The organism is Virgibacillus dokdonensis, from assembly GCF_900166595.1.
In the GTDB taxonomy this organism is placed as follows: domain Bacteria; phylum Bacillota; class Bacilli; order Bacillales; family Amphibacillaceae; genus Virgibacillus; species Virgibacillus dokdonensis.
In genome coordinates this window covers 617481-637829 of record NZ_LT745763.1, presented here as the reverse complement: position 1 = coordinate 637829, position 20349 = coordinate 617481, and the positions used below count along the sequence as shown (strand labels likewise).

Genomic DNA, 20349 nt, shown 5'->3' with positions numbered 1-20349 from the left:
TTTTCAAACATGATAGTATAAAAAATATAATCCATATTATGTATGATAAGAAGGGATATAACCATGGACGATAAAGAAATGATCCACAACTCTGCTCGTTTGTTTAAAATCTTAGGAGACGAAACAAGGCTCTCTATACTTCATTTACTTTCTAAAGCAGAAGCTAATGTTTCAACCATTGTAAACCATATTGGTATTGAACAATCAAATGCTTCCCATCAATTAAAAATATTAAAAGACCATCGATTAATCCAATCAAGAAGAGAAGGAAAATCAGTCGTTTATTTTCCAGACGATAATCACATTTATGAAATTTTAGATCAAGTATTCGCTCATATCAAAGAAGATACGGATACTGAATAATTGTAAGCTTGGTAAAAGCGCAAGTGCCCGGTTAGCAACATAGCATGAGAAGATTTAGGAATCAAATCAAGCCACTAAAAACAGGGAAATGCTGACGTTGGCGGCACACCCCCTGTTTTAGTGGCACGAACCGATGATGACCTATCTTAAGGCGATTAGTGAAGTCGCCTAGTTACTGGGCGCTCGAGTCCGACGTGGCTTATTCTGTCACGTTGTTATATTAGGCCTATGCTTTCTTACGCTATAAAAAATCACCAAAAAACTATTCAAAAATAAAATTTAACCATGAAGGACCCTCCCTTATACGATATTTGATTATCGTATAAGGTTTTTTTATAAATATGTATTGACATGATTCGTGCATATGTTAATATGTAATTACATTCATATGAATGAACAATCATATGAATGTGCCTTCAACGATCTAAAATTATTTATGCAAAAAACGATTGATTTATTTTTAATGAGAGGCAGAAGGAGGGATTTTAAATGAAAAAAAATCACGCACATCATCATAACGATGAACACAGCCACAATCACGATCATGATCATGGGAAAGCACCAATTATTCTTTATTTTATTGGCTTGATCGTGGCAATTATCGCTTTATTTCTAAACGATGATTATCTATTGCTGCAAAATATTCTTTTTTCGATTGCGACAATCATCGCAGGGTACCATGTCGTTATTATTGAAGGTATCGGTGAGACAATTGAAAATACGAAACATAAAAGAAGATTTACACCGAATTCCCACATCCTCATGGGGTTAGCTGCTTTAGGTGCATCCTTATTGGGCGAATTTTGGGAAGGGACATTATTGATTCTTATTTTCTCTGGTGCGCATTTTCTAGAAGATTATGCTGAAGGACGGAGTAAAAGAGAAATCACCAAATTACTTGAAATGAACCCAACCACTGCGCGATTAATGGATGATAGTGGGAATACCACCTTCGTTGAAGTTAGCGACTTAAAAGTTGGAGACCGTTTACAAGTATTAAATGGGGATCAAGTACCTATTGATGGAAAAATATTATCTGGTAGCACTTCTATTGATGAATCATCCATAAATGGTGAAAGTATACCTAAAGAAAAGTCAAAAGGTGACGAAGTATTTGGCAGTACCATCAACGGAACAGGAACTTTCACTATGGAAGTAACAAAAGAAGAGAAAGACACGGTTTTCTCAAAAATTCTGCAACTCGTAAATCAAAACCAAAGTAATCAAACAAAAGCTGCTAGTATTATTCAAAAATTCGAGCCAAAGTATGTTAATTTCGTTTTAATTGCCATACTGTTAGTTATAGTAATGGCACCATTCCTATTGGATTGGTCATGGTATGAAAGTACCTATCGAGGACTTGTCTTATTAGTAGCATCGGCACCGTGTGCACTTGCTGCTGCAACTGTGTCAGTCACACTGTCCGCTACGTCAAACCTCGCCAAACGTGGTGTACTTTCAAAAGGAGCGTCTTATCTCTCACAACTCGCAAATATTAATGCCATCGCTTTTGATAAAACAGGCACTTTAACAAGAGGAAAACCGCAAGTTACCAATTACTTCTTCTCAGACTCCATAGATGGAACATACATCATTGATATTGTAGTTGCTCTAGAAAGAGGATCTAACCACCCTTTAGCTAACGCAATTTTAGATAAATTTACTGCTCAAAATAAACTAGACATTGACATCACAAATCAAATTGGTAAAGGGTTAACCGGAGATTATAATCAAAATAATTATCGCATTGGGAAACCAACTTCTTTTCATAATGTACCAAATGACATCGCAGATTTAAATGATGAATGGGCCTCTGAAGGTAAGACAGTCGTATATGTAGCTGAAAATGAAAAAGTAATTGGGATTATTGCTTTAATGGATATTCCTAATAAAGAAGCGAAAAAAACAATTGATTACTTCAAAAGCCTCCATATCCACACCACTCTTATTACGGGTGATTCTGAAATGACAGGTAAAGCCGTTGCGAAAAAGCTAGGTATAGATGAAGTCATTGCGAATGTTATGCCAGATGATAAAGCGAACATCATTAACTCGCAGAAAGAAAACTATGGAGTTGTCGGTATGGTTGGTGACGGTGTGAATGATGCACCTGCTTTAGTTAACGCCGATGTTGGTATTGCGATGGGCGATGGGACGGATGTTGCAGTAGAAGTATCTGATTTAGCTTTAATGAAAAACGATCTATCGAAACTCGTAAATGCTCACCGCATTTCTAGAAAAATGAACCGGGTGATTTGGCAAAACATTATATTTTCCATGTCAGTTGTTGCCTTTTTAGTTGTGGTGAGTTTTCTTGGATTAACGGATATCGCAATTAGTGTCATCATCCATGAAGGCAGTACTTTAGTCGTCATTTTAAATGGACTTCGCTTATTGCGCTCCAAAAATAATGTATTACTTACGGACTGACAAACAACAGAAGCATAGATATAAATCACATTGAACTGTCTTCAACTGCATATTATGCATTGGTTGACGGTTTTTTTTCTAAATATACTGTTGATGTTGTTCATTTTACGGTGTGCAATGAAAAATCAAAGAGAGCCAAAAACCCTTGATACGAAAAGGTTTCTAGCTCTCCTCCTACTATTCCCACTCCAAGTGTGCAGGTGACGCCGAAACATTGCTATATCAACGTTTATCACACCTTTAAATTGTATTGGCGGGGATTCTGGCGGAACTTATTTTTTTACTGCTTGATTCCCATTAAATGATATACTTGATTTTTCCGCTGTTCGTATATTAATGTTACCTGTCATCTCTTCCGCAATTAGTTCATCTACACCTGACCACATATGTGAATAATGCTTTAACGTAATTTCTGGACTCGAATGTCCCATACGCTTTGATAAAATCAAAACAGAAACATTAAATTCATTAATGAGATAAGACGCATGCGAATGTCGGAGTCCTTTAGCTTGAATACGATGAACATCTGCAAGTTTTGCATAACGTTGAATAATTCTAGCAAGCGTCGATTTAATCATTGGCGCTCCATCATAACTAAAAATAAAATCGTCAATCCCTATTTTTGATTGTCGTTGTTTCCATTCTTGCAACACTTGTATCGTATCCTCATCCAAAGAGATGATCCGTTTACCATCCTCTGTTTTTGTATAATCTTTTCGTTTCCAATTGCTTTTATTTATTAAATACAGTGAGTGATGAACGCGAAGCCGTTTGTTTTTAAAATCTATATCATCCCACCACAAGGCCGTTCCTTCACTAACCCGTATCCCCGTCATGAAATACGTCCACAACATCACAAAACATAAATGTTCATAAAAGTCATCCAGACAAATAACCGAGATAACTTTTTCAAATTCTTTCTTTGTCCAATATGGGACAACCGCTTTTCCTTTAGGGATAGCCTTCACCTTTTTAGACACGTTCACTTCTAGATATTGCATATCAACTGCCATATCCAGACTTTTACGAAACATACCAAATACCAAACTTGCATATGCTTGGGAATATCCAGCTCCTTTATCAGAAAGTAACCAGGTTCGATAACGTTGGACATCTTCTACTGCTAAAGAACGAAGCTCAATGTTTGTAAAACGATCTCTCATACTTTCTAAAGTTCGTTTGCGAACGTAAAAAGTACTTTCTTCCACCTCGGTTTCATAAGCTGGAATGTACACAGTGTCCATGAATTGACCATATGTCATGTGATAATTTCCATAACCATTTGCTTGATGGTATTCATTTTTCACCCGTACCAATTCTTTATAAGCTTGCAAAGCAGAAGTAAACTTTCTTCCTTGTTGGTTCGTACGTCCTTTTTTTCGGAGTCGTTTTCCAGTAATGCGATCCGTTCCTAACTCCGTTTCATAAAAATATTGACCATTGTTATCAATATAAACCCCTACATATTTGGTTTTAGCCATGACTGTCTTCCTCCAATTCTAGTTCACAACCTAGAATCGATTCGACTGTCATTTTTGGTACACGCCCTAAGCGTTTATTATTATAAAATGGATACCCTTTTTGTACCATGATTTGTTTGGCTTGTCTAATAATTCGTATCGAAGTATATTTAGGATACCCAAGTTGAATTAAATCATCTTTTGTAATCAGTTCCTTCATTATATATACCTCCCTTTCACTAACAGAAGAATACATACTAGAAACAACGATAATTTAATACTATTAAAAAATCAGACGGCTGTTGGTGCAGCTCCACGGGAATTTCACCCCTGCAAGTATTTCTTCCAGCCCTACTCATAGTTTGCGACGCTTTGAACGCTCGAACCATGACGGTAGGGGAGTATCATTATCCTAACTAATGAGTTATCGCCAGCAATCCACCACGATTGCATTAGATTCATAGATTATCGCTCGTTTCTAACGAAAGTCGTGGCGTATGAATCAAGTGGCTCATCATCAGTAAAACGTATCTGATTTTTTATTTATACTGCATGGCGTTATCTTCCATGCTTTCTTTGTCAAAGATCAAATTATGATTAATGAAAGGGAAAACCTAACCATTATTTCATCAAATCTTGAAAGCTAAAACAGATTGCATAAGCTTCGCTCGTAAGTGTTCGCGTGTATCTTCATCGATGCCCCAATAAGTATTTCCTTGTTCATCACGGAGCTTACGCATAGATAAGCTTGTCATGTAGCTTCCATAATGCAAAACAACTACTTTCATTGCTTCTGGCTCACCCTTATTTGCAGCTAAAATAATTGGGTACGGCAATAAACCACGCTCGTTGTTTTCAATATTAGAATTAATCATCCCATTCATCTGCATGTTCCTCCAAAAATCGCTTTAACCGTTCAAAAGAGCTTGTCCGCCTATACTGAACTGTACTACGTGGAATGTCGAGTAGTTGACCAATTTCCACATCAGACAGTTGAAAAAAATAGTATAGTAGGACAGTGATACGCTTTTCCTTTGGCAAGGTACGCATGGCTTCAGCAAGTAATTTCGGAGTGATTTTCTTTCCAGCCACTTGAAAACTTTGTCCTTCTTCTCCTTCATATTGCTTATCTAAGGTATAGAGTTGATTTTCTTCTTGTGGGGTGAGATCAGAAAATGTCATCTCCTTTGCTTGTCGTTGTTTTCTTTCATTAAAAATATTGATTGCTTCATTCTTCAACACACGTTTACAAAAAGCATTAAATGCACAGCGAACTTGCCATTCGGTACGATCTGGTTCTATCATGCATATCCTCTCCCTTCGCAACCGCAAAGGTGGGTGATGATTTCCCCTTTCATAACCTTCAACAAGATTTTTTATAAAATGCCAAAAATATCAGTGATCTTATTTTTTTAAAAAATATAAGGCCCAACTGATAATCAACCAGTTGGGCATAAAAATTGATATTTGTACTAGATGCTGTTTGTTGTGACATTAATGCTATAATGGTTTCATAATTATCCAAGATGTTTTTGATATATCGTAGCTTAAAAAAAGCAAAATTAATGTCCCCTTATGAAATCCTTTTTTAAAGGGAGAAACGGAGGTTTAGATTTTTTTAATCTCCATTTGATAAATTCACTACATATAGTAAAGCCTTGTCCTCCTATATTACATACGATCATCATCGCCAGCTTCGAATCGTTTCCAATATATTCTCTGTATAACTCCCTGCCCACTTTACAATTCTTTCCGCCAAACGGGGTAACAATAACAATAAAATGATTCCTGCTATGCAAGCTACTATAGCACGTGGTAATGTATTAATCGCAATCATCATCACGGTCATATCAAATAATCTATACAAATAAGGAGATAAAATCATAGCGATTGGCAGTAAATAACAGACAAAAGCAGCAATAAAAGTGAAGAAACCTAGAATAAATCTTGGAAAAATCATGATCCCCACAGTAAACCAATTTCTTTTGTCTGAAATTTCCTTTGTCAATTTATCTTGTGGATCCCATTTTAAGCTAGGGATATTTATATGCGCATATTTTTCTGCTATTTTTCGATCCAAATCCAGAAAAAAAGGAATCGTCCGAAAAACTCCTGCTAAAATCGGAATACCAACAACTGTAAAACTTACTCCAACGGAAAATGTTACGCTTATTAAATAAAAAGCGAAATATAAGAAGCCAATGAAAAACCAAAGGAACAAATACAGAAAGTTTTTAAAATTAAAGATAAGCATTTTCATACAGAAAACCACCTTTTCTTTTAATAATGAAGTAGCATTAGATTCCTCACTGTCCAATACTTATTTCATTATCCATACTTCACGTCATAAGGCATAGTGACATTTTGTCATTTGTTTTCATGACTGATATTCATAATGACTTGTAGTAAAATAGTGATAGTCACATCATTAAATAAGCGGGGTTCTCTTATGTATGACATCATCAAAAAGTGGTACTGGTATGACTGGATGGTATTTGCTGTTCGCTCCATTTGGTTACTCTCTGTCCTAATCGGCTTGTGGGAATTTCATAATATTTTATCATTTCCGTTTTGGATTCTGTTTGGATTGCCCTTCATTGTCTTTTCAATTCCATTTTTAATTCAGCAATTTTTTAGAAAATACTTCATACTTACGGAGATCATCATTTCTGGAAGCTATTGCATTTTTTTGACATTCCTTCTTCATGATGCATTATGGCAGTTTATCCCGATTGCTTTTGTGATAGGGTTTTACAGTATCCTAAGAGTCTATATTTGGTCCGGACCTTTAACTATTGTGGTCATTCCTTTTATCATCGGAATGGTAACCGATCAATCTTTGACCGACACTTTTCTTCGTTTAATATCGAATTATGGTGTAGCATTTGGACTTGGTTATGCTTTTCAATTACTTGTGACCAACCATAAGCAAAGCTTGATCATCCATAAGCAAAACAGTGTGCTTGAACAATATGTATACGAGGTGGAACAACTTACTCTGCAGGAGGAGCGTAATCGTTTATCGCGGGAGTTGCATGATACGGTCGGTCATACGTTTACCACGATGATCATGGGTATGGAGACAATCCATTCTTCGTTGGCGGATGAAAAGGTTGGACATAAACTGAACGTTTTACTGAACACGGCACGTGACGGTTTACAAGACATGCGAAAGCTTGTACATCAGTTGGAACCATCCGCAATGAATTTATCACTTGTTCAATATGTAAAACAGTTAATTGACAAATTTATGGAAAGTACGGATACGTCTGTTAAATTTCGATATTTTGGAGATGAATACAACTTATCAAAGGAAGTTAAATTAACGATTATTCGTTGCATTCAGGAAACATTAACGAACGCTGTTAGACATGGGCAAGCAAGTGAAATTAAAGTATCTTTATACTTCGACAGCTTGGAGCTACGCTTGCAAGTTGAAGACAATGGTGTATTGGAACAAGCGAAAAAAATTGAACTCGGCTTTGGCTTACGTGCGATGAAAGAAAGATTGCAGGCTTTGCAAGGAAATTTATCCATACATACAGACAATATGGAAGAAACGGTGATTATCTGTACTATTCCAAGAAACAGCGAAGCTAATACCGAGACGCTCAAGGTAATCTTAGTAGATGATCAACCTGGCATTTTGGATGGGTTGAAGACAACTTTGGAGAGTCACAATCAACTGCAAATTGTCGGTATTGCTGAATCTGGAGAAGATGCCTTATCATTAAGTAGCCTAAACCAGCCCGATATCGTGCTTATGGATGTAAATATGCCAAATATGAATGGAATAGAAGCCATGGAAGCGATAAAGGAGAAGAATCCCATGATCAAGATTGTGATTCTTTCATCTTTTGAGAATATCGATCAAGCGGTAGAGGCTCTGCAAAAAGGAGCAAATGGCTATTTACTTAAGTCTATTCAAGCAAAAGAGCTCATTGATACCCTTCGTTTCATTCACCGTGGAGATACCATTATCTACCATGAAATTGCTAATCAGGTGTTTGAAAAATTGAAGGAGCAAAATATTTCAGCTGGTAAACATGACAAAAATGATTATGGACTGACATCTCGAGAAATTGAAATTATTCACTATTTAGCCAAAGGTATGCGTTACAAGACCATTGCCGCTAGACTTTTTCTATCTGAAGGTACAGTTAGGAATTATGCTTCCGAAATGTACGCCAAACTTGGTGTAAACAATCGTGACCAAGCTGTAGAAAAGTGTATAGAGAACGGATTGATCCCGAATTAACTGACAGTAAGCCCCCCACTTCAAGAATTCGAGGTGAAAACGAGAATTGTAAGTGGGGGACAACTGCCAGTAAATACCCGATTGGTTCAGGCCTGCTGGACGAAGGTCACAAAGGCGTTGCGACGTACAGGACGTACTAGTGCGGGCGAAACGACAGGATGTCGTGCTTTGAGCCTGCCGACAGGATGTTGCGAATTTAGCCTTTGATCCTTACTATTCAGTGGGGGATGAAAAAAACCCCCACTGAATGAAGTTTCACTTTATATCTCATTGATCTCTTTCAGGATTTTGGTTAGATCGGGAGGAATATGGGAGTTTGTTATGTTCGTGGTCGATACGGTGGTAAAATTCCCCGAAAAAGTAGTCGACGTATTAGCACGTAAATACAACAAAAGTAGATCATCAATTCACAGGGTCCGATCCGTTGGGAAACTCCTAAACGATCGGACAAGTAATGGAGAATGGACAAAGAAAGCACTAGCCAGAACAACCGGCCATTCAATCGATAAGCTATTTGTGCTGGCCTGCCCTCTTTCTTCAGAAGCCTCAGGCGTATTGATTCCCGCTTTTCCTCCGCCAATAATGGCGACCAGAGGCAATTTGCATGATCACATACGGATTTTTTATCGCTGTTGAAAAGCTACTTTTACACCAAGCCATATATAAATCAAACCTGCAAATTTTCCACTCCATTGTCCAAGTTTGGCAGTTCTCTTCATCAAACGGCCAATGAGTCGAACACTGATAGCAATCAAGGTAGTGTAAAGACAACTCATAATCACAAATATCAAACCTAGCAATAAGAATTGAACTATCGCAGTGCCCTTTTCAGGATGGACAAATTGAGGCAGAAAAGCTAAAAAGAAAATAGCCGTTTTTGGATTCAATACCTCTGCCAAAACGGCTTGTCTGTATGATTGAAGGTTTGATGACTTTGAGACGGAAGGAAGGTCTTGTTTATTGGGCTTTTCTGCAATAGCTTTAAGCCCCATATAAATCAAATAAACTGCCCCAGCATATTTGACAAGGTTAAATGCAGCAGCTGAAGTCATCAAAATAGCAGACAGCCCCAAAACAGCAAACATTGTATGTATAAAATCACCTGTTGCAATACCTAGCCCTGTTAGAATCCCTGTTTTTCTACCTCCTCGTATGGTGCTGGACAAAGTTAAAAGTACCGCAGGACCGGGTACCAAAAATAAACCTAAAACCACCACAAAAAATGTTCCTAATGTTGAAAACTCTATCATATAAATATCGCTCCTTTTACTAGAATACTCGTCACTTTAGTTATATCGCTATTATTTTCCCTGTATAGAGTTAGCAGGAAACAATCATCAGAATTGACGATAACTCATATGAAACCTCATCCCCCATTCCATTTTGGTCTAAATTCGCCAAAGAACGAAGACGAATAGTGCTGATGAGGCTAAACTTGAAATGGTCCGAACATGGTTCCATGCTGTCCATTTTAAATAGTAATCTTTCCATAGCTCCAAACTTTCTGCATCTGTAGCTCTTATATTGGCTAATGCATCATTTAGTGGGACATTACATACCGCCGTAACCAGCAAGCTTCCCAGAAGATAAAACAAACTACCAGCTAATATATAAATGGCATTCGGTTCTTGCCAATTGAATAATGAAATAATCACAAGCAGGATACAAACAAGAGATGTCCCCATAAACACTGTAAAGAATAGTCGATTTAGCACAACATTATTTATGGACTGCATAGCCGAAATTCCCTGCTCTGGAGGGAGCCGGTAGAGAGCCTTCATGACAAATGCCGAAAATGCAAAGAATAATCCTGCAATCAGCCCAGATCCCAATAATGCAGTAAAAATTAGAATAGGAAAGAGGTTTTCGATCATATTTCATCTTCCCTTTGTGCGTTTTCTCTTAGATTGATTGAAGGGTAATTCCTCATCATTTCGTGAACCAATTGTCTAGGGTTTTCACTTTCAAATACAACATGATCAAACTCACAACCCTTCAATTGAAGCATGACGACTTCATTTTGGTTATGATAGGCTAAAAAGTATTTCTCATCTTCAATCATGAATATTCCAGCTTTATAGCCAGATGTTGTGATACCAGTTCTCTTAATAGCCGCAGTCCATGGAAAATGAAATTTCCCCACCCGAATTTCTTCAATGGAGGTGTAAGGTATTTTGATCTCCTTCCTCAAAGTTAAAGCCGCTGTCCATCCCGAAATATTCAGTCGTAACTCACGATCACCTGCCACAACTTGAAAACCCATCTTGTATCCCCTCCAATTTATACAGCCAATCATCTATGGTTTATTTAACCAGTGACCCGATGAAGGAAATCACATAGAAGGCAATTCCTTTCGGGATAAATACGATGTTGCAAATATTAAGCAGAAAACAATGAGTAATACAGATACCGTCATGGTGATGAAAAAGTGCGGTAACACATTCCCTGACGTTATGATGCTAACAGCTTGATTTGATAAATGTGCTGGATTTAGGATTTGAAATCCTCCCTCCAACAATGTAATAGTTTTCAAAAAGATTAGAACAAAAATAGACAACAATGCAATGGCCGGTGTTCTAGACAATAAAGCGCCGATTGCGATTACGAAGGTCAACATAAACAGACACCAAATGTAATAAACCCCCAGCCCAGCTGCTATCCTGGCCACGGAAACAGCTTGATATAGATAAAAAGTATAAAATACTGCTGTCAGAAATCCGAGGAATATGGAACCTGCAATCATGACAGCATGCCCTACTAACTTACTTAGCAAATATTCAACAAGTGTCGTGTTGCGCGTCAGAATAAACGCTAACATGCCATTATTTTTATCTGATGCAATGATGCCCATCGTTGCCATGACAATCACGATTAAGCCCAATTGGTCAAATTGATCGGTTAAGGCACTAGCTAATACTTCACTAGCCGTTAACTCAGGTAATGTGATCGTCATTCCATCAGGCAGTCCACCAGCCATTTTTAAAATTTCTGGTAAATAAAAAGACGATAAAGGTTGGAGAATGCCCAAAAACATAAAAACGACAGGCAACCATAATAATTTATAGCTTCTTTTTGCATCAAGCCACTCTTTCTGCAACAGAACTGTGAAACGATTCATGATGACTTCACCATCCTTAAGAAGATCTCTTCTAGGCTTTCTTGCACTAATTCAAACTTTTGAATTGGGAGCTGTGCTTTTAAAATATGGCTTAACAGCCAATCTCTTCCCTGTTCGATATTTTTAACTCGTACTTTGGCAGCATTTCCTGTTAACTCAATAGATTCAATAAGGTCTTCATTCATAAGTTGGTGTGTCCACTCGCTTAATCGAGGTGCCTGAATGATAAAGATTGGTTTTTGAGTCTGTTCAATAATTTGATGAATGGATCCGTTAACAAGTAATTGTCCTTTGTTGATGATCAGCATCTTATCACAAAGTTCTTCGGCATCATGCAAAATATGTGTTGAAAAAAGAATCGTCGATTTCTGTTTGATCACTTTAAGCAATTCCAATATATCCCTGCGTCCTAATGGATCCAATGCAGAAACTGGTTCGTCCATAATCAGTAATTTTGGTTGATGGATAAGTGCCTGTGCAATACCTAACCTTTGCTTCATCCCTCCCGAATAGGTACCAATAAGCTGATTTTCTACCTCACTCAGTCCTACCAACTTCAGCAATTCGTTGATCCTTTCTTCCAAAATATCCCTTTCTATATTTGAAAGTCCGCCCATAAATATAAGCAATTCTCTTCCCGTCATCCATGGATAAAAAGTAGGGTGTTGTGGTAAATACCCAATAAATTTACGCATTTGGTCATGGCGTTTTCCGTTAAGCAAGATTTTTCCGCCTGTAAGTTTGTTTATATCTAGTATCATTTTAATGATCGTTGTTTTACCTGCTCCGTTCGGACCGAGAAGAGCCACACATTCTCCTTGATTAATATGAAAATCAACATTTTGAACAACTTCATGATTTCCGTACTTTTTTTGGAGTTGACTTACTTGAAGTAGGTGCATCTGAGCGTTGCCTCCTTCCCAAGACAAAATATAAAATGGGACCAATGATGTTAACCAGTATAATCACAGCACCCCAAAGCCATTTATAATCCGTACTTTGATCTCTTTTTAATAAATCCACTAATGCCACAGAAAATAAGATCAGATGTAGGATTAAGATAGGCAAAAGTAATGGTAACCAAGCTCCAATTTCATCAATTTCAATGTGATACCCATAATGCATCTGTTGCCCCCCTTACTCTTTTGGTGGTTTTTGTGGAATAAACATACTCCCAAAAATTCGCGTGGTTCGTTCAGGTGTTAATTTGTTGTTGAACACCTTCTCAATCTCCTGTTGAATGGACTGAGTAAGCTCCTGGAATTCCTCATCTGACAAATGCAAAGGTACATACGCATAGCTAAACCCTTCTTGTTCATACTGTTCAGGGGACGTATTCGCCAAATAAGACGTTGCTAATTGAAGTAAATTACCGTGAAATACGGAAAAATGACGGATATGATCTTCCTGTGAGATCGTTTCAATTTCGCCTTCAGGAATTTGCAAGTTATCCATTTTGACTGAGAATTTACGCTCCTCTGTTCCTTTCACCTTTTTTGTTTCAATCACTTCAATTAAATTTGCCTCAAGTAAAAGATTGATATGCCGATATAGCGTAGCTTGAGGAACATCTCCAAGTATCTCCACAAGTTGAGCGATCGTCAGTGGTTTGTTTAGCAACAATTGCTGTACAATTCGCATCCGCACGGGATGAAGAAGTAAATCAGCATTTCCTTTCATTGGATTACCTCCATATCATTATCATTTTATAAAACGATAATGTAAAAAAACAAGATTGTCAACTATAGCTCTAAAGGTTTGACCACTACGCCCACTATTCTTCTTCAACAATCTTTTGATTGTTGAAGGTTATTGTATTTTCTGTGTTTAAGATACACTCATTTGTCCTATTAAGATTACTTTTCATATTGACTCTATAACTACTTCCCCTTCGCAAGAAGGCACTTCAAATCCGTTTAAGTAAGAAGTTAAAGCATCTTCCGTGATAGGAAAAGCTGCATTTGCATCAAATCTTTTACTCCGTATATCCAACCGTTTGCGAATAATTTCAGGACTAACTTTCAAATAAATAAGTCTCCACTCACCACCAGCTTTTTCAATTAGCTGTTTGTATCCATCTCGTTTGGCTTTTTGCCAAAAACTGAAATCAATCACAACCTTTCGTTTATCCTGAATCAGACGTATCAATTGATTTTGAAGCCTTCTTTCAGCTTCAACTTGATAATCGCCATATTTCTCAGCAGGATAGTCTATTCCATAACGTCCATTAACCTTCCAAATCTCTTCATCAATCGAAAGACGTACAAACCCTTCTGTTTCCAAGCGTTGTGCGAATGTCGTCTTCCCTGAACCCGCTACACCACACATCATAATAATTAATGGATTTGAAGTTATTTGTCTTAATATGTCCTTTATATTTTCTTCAAAATTCGACAATACTATCACTCCTAATAATTTCACCTTTTCTTCTATATAATCAGGTTCTTGTTCCTCTAAAGGATCAAAATCAATATTCGGATGACTATATGCTTTCACAAGTCCGTCATCTTTTAATCTATAAAAGGTTGTTTCTTTTTTATCTTCTTTATCATGAACATTACTGAAATCCTCCCATTAGTTATTATTAAATAGTTTGTTCTCACGCTTTAGATCATGTTGATATAAGGGATTATGCTTCCATGTTAAAAGCACTGTACCAGACAAAAAGGCTAATACTCCTACTATATAAGGGAAATAAGTGTTAATATCAAATAAAATCCCCCCTAATATAGGACCAACCACACTCCCTAGGCTTACATATGCATTATTCATACCCGCAATAAATCCTTGCTCATTTACTGCCAATTTGGATAACACTGTATTGATAACTGGACGCAGGATGGAAGTAGCGGTATAAAGGAAACAAGTCAGCAATAAGATACTCCAAAAGCGTGTGATGAACAAGAGAAATAAAAAACTAATGCCACCCGCTATCATTGTTCCATTCATAACCCTCGATTCACCAAAAAGGGAAACAAATTTATTCGTTAATGACAGTTGAATTATAACACTTACAAATGCAGAAATTGTGATTACCAGCGCAATATCCTTTGCCGTATAGCCAAATTGTTTGTCAACAAACAGCCCAAAAATGGCTTCAAAAATATATAAGGCTACACTATAGAGAAATACCAAAAGCAATGGAACAACATAAGGTGCTCGAATGGAACGTAATAATTGCTGTACCATTGGTTGGGGGGAAACGCTGTCTTCTGCCGTCAACTGTGTCTTTTTCCCTAAGGTTTCAGGTAGTAAAAAAAATGACAGTAAAAAGGAAACAAAGGATATAGCAGACGCAAAATAAAAAGGTACATATAAACCATACGTTGTTAGAAAACCTCCAATTCCAGGTCCTATGACAAAACCAAATGATATAGAGGCATTAAGGAAACTTAACCCCTTAGCACGTTCTTCTTCTGTCGTTATATCAATAATACATGCCATAGCACTGGGAATTAAAAGTGATACTGCGATACCTGTTAAAAACCTCCCTAAAAATAGCAACCAAAAATGAACTGAAAAAGCAAAGACTAATTGAGATAAAGTGAGACAAATTAAACCAATCTCTATAATTCTTTTTCGACCATAGCGATCAGCAAAACGTCCAGCAATTGGAGATAAAAAAAGCTGAATAATACCGTATGCGGCTACTAGTAATCCCATCATTTGTCCGTTTGTATTAAATTTATCCATAAAGTCGGGCAATATCGGGATAATTAACCCAAATGCAACCGTTGCGATAAATACACAAACCATTAAAAGAAAAAGAGTTTTTATTTTCCTCGGTTTAGATATCAAATCATCATTCACCTCTTTTTTTTAGATTTTATTAAACTTTAATGTTAATAAAGCGTAAAATTCAAAGAAAACCTTCATTATATGGCCTCCCATTATTCTTGTAAAATAACACCCTACGTTAGATTAAAATTAGATTTTTAAAACCATTAAATCTTCGTCAAAATACTTCCCGTTATCTTTTAAAGCATTCTTTTCTACCCCGTAAATTTGGAATCCAAAGGATCTATATAGATTCTTTGCAGGCTCATTATTGGATATCACTGTTAAATTAATTTGTTCCAAACCGATGCAATCTTTTGCCTTTTTTATCAGTTCAAGCAGGAGCAATTTCCCTAACCCTTGTCCTCGCATTTCTGGCTTCACAAACATTCCGAAAACATTCCCTTTGTGAGCAATTTTAAGACTACTTTCACGCATAAAAGTCACATTTCCCACTAATAAGTTTCTATCCTCAAAAGCACCCAAGACAAATTTATTATCGTTTGGTTTTAATCGTTCTGCTACAGTTTCAAGAGTGAATTTAGCCTCTCTCTCATAAGTTGAGCCAAATGCTTCAGGGTTGATTTTAAATGCACTTAAACGTAATTCTTGATATAACTGAGCATCAGACTCATTTAAAATTCGAATAGTCATTAGCTTCTCCTCATTTCTTTTTCTCCACTTAATAATCATATTACTTCTTAAACTGGCATAGATGTATTTCAAATACTAAAGTGGACCCCAATGTCAAGACAATACCTTTTTTAAAAATAAGGTAGGTTAATAGATTGTGTCTTTGCCCTTTCACGGTTAAAGCGAGTACTTGCCTCACTGAAAATGGGAACCACTTTTTCGATGTTAGAGCCAGCCACAGCGACAGCTGCTTGCCATTAACCACCGCGCCCGATTCTTAGCAGGCGATGTAAGGGGGCGGGGCCCAGCCAGCGAATGCTTAGAATCGATTTGTTCGTGTTACAATTTAAAGCAGGATCAGCCCCTTCAGGCTATTTTTTGGGTATCCTGCGTGAGCTCAATGAACACGGACAAAAGCAAGGTCAATGGTGGTGGACAACCGGCGATCCACCTACCCGAAATAAATAGATGCTGGTGTTTTATAGTTTAATGACTGATGGGGACGTTCGTGATTGTAAAAATCTATATAGTCCCTTATATTTTTCCTTGTTTCCCTTGGAGTCTCGTATTCTTTTAAGTACACCTCCTCGTACTTTATGTTTCGCCAAAAACGTTCGATAATGATATTATCCAGTGCACGACCCTTTCCATCCATGCTGATTTGAATATTCTTTTCATTTAACAGATTAATATATTTTAGACTAGTAAAATGGCTTATTTTAACGTTTTTGTGCCATTTGAATAACATCTTTAAATTTCACTTTTCCGCTGTAATTCATGACGCCGTTCACGTAAATTCTACTTGCCAAGTGATTAATGATTGCAATGCTAGCTAGAAGAATGACGATGGTAATGCCCATCTCCGCATAGCCCGCTTCGCCGGATACGATTCTTGAAAATGTCACAATCGGTGATGTAATTGGGATATAGGAGCTAACAACAACAAGTGTTGATGCAGGGTTAAAGATGGAGCTTATTCCGATAAAAAAAGCCACCATGATGCACATAATAATCGGGAAAGAAACTGAACCTAAGTCTTCCGTTCGGCTTACGACAGCACCGACTGCTGCATATCCAATCGCATATAATAGATAGCCGAGAATAAAATAAATGATAAAGGAAGCAACCACGATTCCGGTTAAATTGCTTAGATCAATATCAAAGCCGAAAAATGAAAATTGTTTCCCATCAATCCAACCTAAGGAGTAACTTGCAAGAAAGCCTAGAAGCATGATAACAATTTGCACTAGTCCCGTGACTAACTGTACAAGGATTTTTCCATACATCATATAGATCGGCTTTACTTTCGGTATCATGATTTCCATAACACGCGATGCCTTTTCGGCAGTAATGGTATTTGCAATCATTTGACCTTGACCGAGGATTAACAAATACATTAGGATAACGAAAATATAAACGATCCCCACTGTTCCAGTCGTATCTTTTAATGCTTTGTTTTCTACGGGAACGGGTGTTACCAGTTTAGCCGCAACCTCCCGGTTAACGTTCGAATCCGCAATTGTTTTATGGATCCCTACTTGTTGGATTTTTTGTGTTAGGATGGCCACTAGCTCTTGATCAGCAAAAGATTTATACGTGTACGTCAATGCGGGTAAACCGTTCTTTTCTTTCATTTCGATAATGCCATCGAGCTCCCCGTCTCTAACTTGTTTCTTTAATTGCGCCAGATCGCCTTCTTCTTGTAAAAACAGTTTTACCGAATTCAGGCCTTTATTTAGCTGATCGATATTTGTTTTGTAGGGCGTTGGATTAATGAATGCGACTTCATCCTTTGACCCGTTCGACGAAAAATGACTAAAGCCGAAAATCCCACGTACAATTACAATTGTAATTAGATTACCGAAGATGAATGACTTCGAAGTCAATCCGTCTTTCAAATGAAACTTAAAAACGGTCATAAATTTCCCCATATTATCCCACCTTTTCAATAAAGATTTCATTTAATGTCGGCTCTAACATCCTGAAATTGCGAATGGGGATCGAGCATTCCTCGAATCGGTTGAGAAGTTGAATCGCTTCTTTATCATCCGTCACTTTCACGACGATGTCCGTTTGTCCTTTTTCAAAAGGTATTTTCCAATCATGAAGTGCAGCTTCAACAGCTTCACTGTTCGAAATCGTTAAATTACGGAAGCCGTAATCTTGTTTAATTTGATCCAATCTCCCTTTAGCGATCGCTTCTCCTTTTTTCATTAAACAAATATGCTCGCAAAAGCTTTCAATTTGCTCCATTCGATGACTCGACAGAATGACGGTTTTTCCTGATTTTATCTGCTCTTCAATGATCAAGGATAACAGATTGGCATTTACTGGGTCTAAGCCACTGAATGGTTCGTCTAAAATAATCAATTCCGGATCGTGTAACAATGTTGCGATTAATTGAATTTTTTGCTGGTTTCCTTTTGATAATTCATTTGCTTTTTTTGTTTTATATTCGGTTATTTCAAGTTTTTCAAGCCAATGATCAATTGCCTCATCAACTTGTTTGCGGCTCATACCTTCAAGCTCACCAAAATAACGAAGTTGTGTGACAATCTTCGTTTTCGGATAAAGTCCCCTTTCTTCAGGAAGATAGCCGATTGAGACATTTGCCTGATCAAGCCTTTTTCCTTCCCACGTCATTTCCCCTCGATCCGGTGATAATAAGCATAGCAACATTTTAATTGCAGTTGTCTTGCCCGCTCCGTTTCTTCCAAGAAGTCCGAGTACCTCCCCCTTTTTCAAAGAGAAGCTAAGATTTTTAACAGCTTTCGTTTCCCCAAATGACTTACTTAATTGATAAATTTCTAACCCCATACATTGCACCTCTATTCTATTAATATTTTTTCTGATAATAAAAAGTTGCTTTCACAACTTCTCATGCATCACATTTTCGTCATGAGTTCTGCTGAGCGATCTGAATAAGATTGCCGCATGTATCGTCGAAGACAGCTATTGTGACTTCCCCCATTTTTGTCGGTTCCATGGTAAACTTCACTCCAAGTTTCACTAATCGTTCGTGCTCTTTTTGAACATCTTTAACCCCAAACATCGTTGCTGGAATGCCTTCGGCATATATCTTCTTTTGATACTCTTTCGCAGCTGAATAATAAATTGCAATGCGGATTTCATACCTTTGGAGAGTTTGGTTACATGTTTGTTTTCATGTAAATTAAAATCAGTTAACAGTTCTTTTGCAAAATTCATATCGAAATTTAGATTGTAATAATCACCAAAGCGCAACACATCTTTTACCTTCCAAATCACACTGAATGGATGTTCCTCTTGCATATAACATAAATGACCAGATGTTTGATTACGATTATATGGATTAAATCCAAATAGAGTTATTTCATCTTGATCAGGGTTTAAATGGCCAGCTAACAGCTTCATTAAGGTTGTTTTCCCCGTGCCCTTTCGCCCCAAAGTCCAAGGATGATTGGATCACTCTCCAACAAATTCAAGCCATTTAATATTTTGGTTGAATCATAACTGTAATGAACCTTATTGACTTTTATCATGATTGTTCCTCCATTTACATCTGAAAGTTTCCTGCCGATGAATTCCTTTATAGTACGTTGGATTCATTTCTCCTCCACAGTTTTCACATTGAAACAGACTGATATTCACCGAAATGGTGTGTACACATTTCATTTGACTCAGGAACATCAATTGGACCATTAATCGAACTGTTAAGGTTCCTTATCTATTTTATACATTAGATGATCTGCAAAATTCATGAATAATTTGTGCTTTTATCTCTTCAATGGGAAACTTATGCGGATAGGTAGATATCATCAGCATGCTGCCTTGAAGCACGGACGAAAAATATAGCGACCGTTTCCTCGGCTCATTTATTCCCATTCTTTCAAATATTTCACATTGAAACTCAAATTGCCTTGCATTTTCTTCAATAATGAGATAACTGTATTTTATCAACTCTTCATCAGCTTCTGGCTGAGTTTGCAAATGAAGATAGAACCGATGAACTTCCGGATTTTGATAAATGTTATCAATGGCGCCATTGACTATATATTCAAGCTGTTCACTAGCAGTCTCTAAAGTGGTTGCTTCTTCCATGACTTCAACCACTTCTCTGATTCTTGTCTCTACCATTTCAGCAAGCAGCTCTTCTTTTCCTTTGTAATAGTTATAGAGCAAACCTTTCGAAATCCCCCCTTGTTTAGCTATATCGCTTATAGAAGTAGCGTAATATCCCTGCTTCATAAATAACTCCATAGCCGCAGCTCTAATTTTTTCTTTGGATGCTTGGCGAATACGATTATTCTCTTCTGGTGTACGTGGCATTT

23 protein-coding genes and 2 pseudogenes are annotated in these 20349 nt (G+C 37.2%); 3 read left to right on the top strand and 22 right to left on the bottom strand.

Going from position 1 to position 20349, the window contains the following annotated elements; all coding sequences use genetic code 11:
* Positions 1–63: 63 nt before the first annotated feature.
* The gene (locus B2C77_RS04765; protein WP_077702599.1) at positions 64–363 is read left to right on the top strand and encodes an ArsR/SmtB family transcription factor; all 300 of its coding nucleotides are present in this window, start codon (positions 64–66) and stop codon (positions 361–363) included.
* A gap of 489 nt (positions 364–852) precedes the next feature.
* Positions 853–2793, top strand: coding sequence for a heavy metal translocating P-type ATPase (locus B2C77_RS04760; protein WP_077702598.1), 1941 nt, complete (start codon positions 853–855; stop codon positions 2791–2793).
* A gap of 272 nt (positions 2794–3065) precedes the next feature.
* On the opposite strand, the gene B2C77_RS04755 is transcribed toward B2C77_RS04760, so the two are convergent.
* The 5 genes from B2C77_RS04755 to B2C77_RS04735 all read right to left on the bottom strand — a co-directional run bounded on the left by B2C77_RS04755 (position 3066) and on the right by B2C77_RS04735 (position 6513).
* A complete protein-coding gene (locus tag B2C77_RS04755) occupies positions 3066–4274 on the bottom strand; it encodes a tyrosine-type recombinase/integrase (RefSeq protein ID WP_077604215.1) in 1209 nt (402 codons plus the stop codon).
* Positions 4267–4473 carry a DUF3173 domain-containing protein gene (locus B2C77_RS04750; RefSeq protein ID WP_077604216.1) on the bottom strand — a complete coding sequence of 69 codons (207 nt, stop codon included), beginning with the start codon at positions 4471–4473 and terminating at the stop codon, positions 4267–4269. The genes B2C77_RS04755 and B2C77_RS04750 overlap by 8 nt, the downstream gene beginning before the upstream one ends.
* A 409-nt stretch (positions 4474–4882) precedes the next feature.
* A complete protein-coding gene (locus tag B2C77_RS04745; RefSeq protein WP_077604217.1) occupies positions 4883–5137 on the bottom strand; it encodes a helix-turn-helix domain-containing protein in 255 nt (84 codons plus the stop codon).
* Positions 5121–5558 carry an RNA polymerase sigma factor gene (locus tag B2C77_RS04740; protein WP_077604218.1) on the bottom strand — a complete coding sequence of 146 codons (438 nt, stop codon included), beginning with the start codon at positions 5556–5558 and terminating at the stop codon, positions 5121–5123. Before B2C77_RS04740 ends, B2C77_RS04745 begins: the two co-directional genes overlap by 17 nt.
* 379 nt (positions 5559–5937) lie before the next feature.
* Positions 5938–6513 carry a sensor domain-containing protein gene (locus tag B2C77_RS04735; protein WP_077604219.1) on the bottom strand — a complete coding sequence of 192 codons (576 nt, stop codon included), beginning with the start codon at positions 6511–6513 and terminating at the stop codon, positions 5938–5940.
* Positions 6514–6702: 189 nt separating this feature from the next.
* Between B2C77_RS04735 and B2C77_RS04730 the strand changes: the two genes are divergently transcribed.
* Positions 6703–8511, top strand: a complete 1809-nt coding sequence (locus B2C77_RS04730; protein WP_176087275.1) for a hybrid sensor histidine kinase/response regulator transcription factor — start codon at positions 6703–6705, stop codon at positions 8509–8511.
* A gap of 623 nt (positions 8512–9134) precedes the next feature.
* Here the strand turns inward: B2C77_RS04730 and B2C77_RS04720 are convergent.
* From B2C77_RS04720 to B2C77_RS04650, 17 genes and pseudogenes are all read right to left on the bottom strand, one after another.
* Entirely contained in the window at positions 9135–9761 is a 627-nt protein-coding gene (locus B2C77_RS04720) for a LysE family translocator (RefSeq protein WP_077604222.1), read from the bottom strand.
* 138 nt (positions 9762–9899) lie between these two features.
* Positions 9900–10385 carry an anthrone oxygenase family protein gene (locus B2C77_RS04715; RefSeq protein ID WP_077702596.1) on the bottom strand — a complete coding sequence of 162 codons (486 nt, stop codon included), beginning with the start codon at positions 10383–10385 and terminating at the stop codon, positions 9900–9902.
* Positions 10382–10774 (bottom strand): PH domain-containing protein, encoded by a 393-nt coding sequence (locus tag B2C77_RS04710; RefSeq protein ID WP_077702595.1) that lies wholly within the window; start codon positions 10772–10774, stop codon positions 10382–10384. The genes B2C77_RS04715 and B2C77_RS04710 overlap by 4 nt, the downstream gene beginning before the upstream one ends.
* Before the next feature lie 69 nt (positions 10775–10843).
* Positions 10844–11629, bottom strand: coding sequence for an ABC transporter permease (locus tag B2C77_RS04705; protein ID WP_077702594.1), 786 nt, complete (start codon positions 11627–11629; stop codon positions 10844–10846).
* Positions 11626–12531 carry an ABC transporter ATP-binding protein gene (locus B2C77_RS04700; RefSeq protein WP_077604226.1) on the bottom strand — a complete coding sequence of 302 codons (906 nt, stop codon included), beginning with the start codon at positions 12529–12531 and terminating at the stop codon, positions 11626–11628. The genes B2C77_RS04705 and B2C77_RS04700 overlap by 4 nt, the downstream gene beginning before the upstream one ends.
* Positions 12482–12754 carry a PLD nuclease N-terminal domain-containing protein gene (locus tag B2C77_RS04695; RefSeq protein ID WP_139344885.1) on the bottom strand — a complete coding sequence of 91 codons (273 nt, stop codon included), beginning with the start codon at positions 12752–12754 and terminating at the stop codon, positions 12482–12484. The genes B2C77_RS04700 and B2C77_RS04695 overlap by 50 nt, the downstream gene beginning before the upstream one ends.
* Before the next feature lie 12 nt (positions 12755–12766).
* Positions 12767–13309, bottom strand: a complete 543-nt coding sequence (locus B2C77_RS04690) for a helix-turn-helix domain-containing protein (protein ID WP_077604227.1) — start codon at positions 13307–13309, stop codon at positions 12767–12769.
* A 183-nt stretch (positions 13310–13492) separates the two neighbouring features.
* Complete coding sequence (locus B2C77_RS04685; protein ID WP_077706831.1) at positions 13493–13960, bottom strand: P-loop nucleotide/nucleoside kinase family protein; 468 nt, start codon at positions 13958–13960, stop codon at positions 13493–13495.
* 243 nt (positions 13961–14203) lie between these two features.
* On the bottom strand, positions 14204–15385 hold the full coding sequence (locus B2C77_RS04680; protein ID WP_077706830.1) for an MFS transporter: 1182 nt from the start codon (positions 15383–15385) through the stop codon (positions 14204–14206).
* 171 nt (positions 15386–15556) lie between these two features.
* Entirely contained in the window at positions 15557–16060 is a 504-nt protein-coding gene (locus B2C77_RS04675) for a GNAT family N-acetyltransferase (protein ID WP_077702593.1), read from the bottom strand.
* A 430-nt stretch (positions 16061–16490) separates the two neighbouring features.
* Positions 16491–16754: pseudogene (locus tag B2C77_RS04670) on the bottom strand (transposase); the annotation flags it as partial.
* A gap of 4 nt (positions 16755–16758) precedes the next feature.
* On the bottom strand, positions 16759–17970 hold the full coding sequence (locus B2C77_RS04665; protein ID WP_176087273.1) for an ABC transporter permease: 1212 nt from the start codon (positions 17968–17970) through the stop codon (positions 16759–16761).
* Position 17971: 1 nt separating this feature from the next.
* Positions 17972–18856, bottom strand: coding sequence for an ABC transporter ATP-binding protein (locus B2C77_RS04660; protein WP_077702590.1), 885 nt, complete (start codon positions 18854–18856; stop codon positions 17972–17974).
* 79 nt (positions 18857–18935) lie between these two features.
* A pseudogene (locus B2C77_RS04655) lies at positions 18936–19148 on the bottom strand (VOC family protein); the annotation flags it as partial.
* Positions 19049–19432 carry a P-loop NTPase family protein gene (locus B2C77_RS21965; RefSeq protein ID WP_229720104.1) on the bottom strand — a complete coding sequence of 128 codons (384 nt, stop codon included), beginning with the start codon at positions 19430–19432 and terminating at the stop codon, positions 19049–19051. The pseudogene B2C77_RS04655 and the gene B2C77_RS21965, both read right to left, overlap by 100 nt.
* Positions 19432–19560, bottom strand: coding sequence for a hypothetical protein (locus tag B2C77_RS22315; RefSeq protein ID WP_303046174.1), 129 nt, complete (start codon positions 19558–19560; stop codon positions 19432–19434). Before B2C77_RS22315 ends, B2C77_RS21965 begins: the two co-directional genes overlap by 1 nt.
* A 190-nt stretch (positions 19561–19750) precedes the next feature.
* On the bottom strand, positions 19751–20347 hold the full coding sequence (locus tag B2C77_RS04650; RefSeq protein WP_077702589.1) for a TetR/AcrR family transcriptional regulator: 597 nt from the start codon (positions 20345–20347) through the stop codon (positions 19751–19753).
* Positions 20348–20349: the final 2 nt, after the last annotated feature.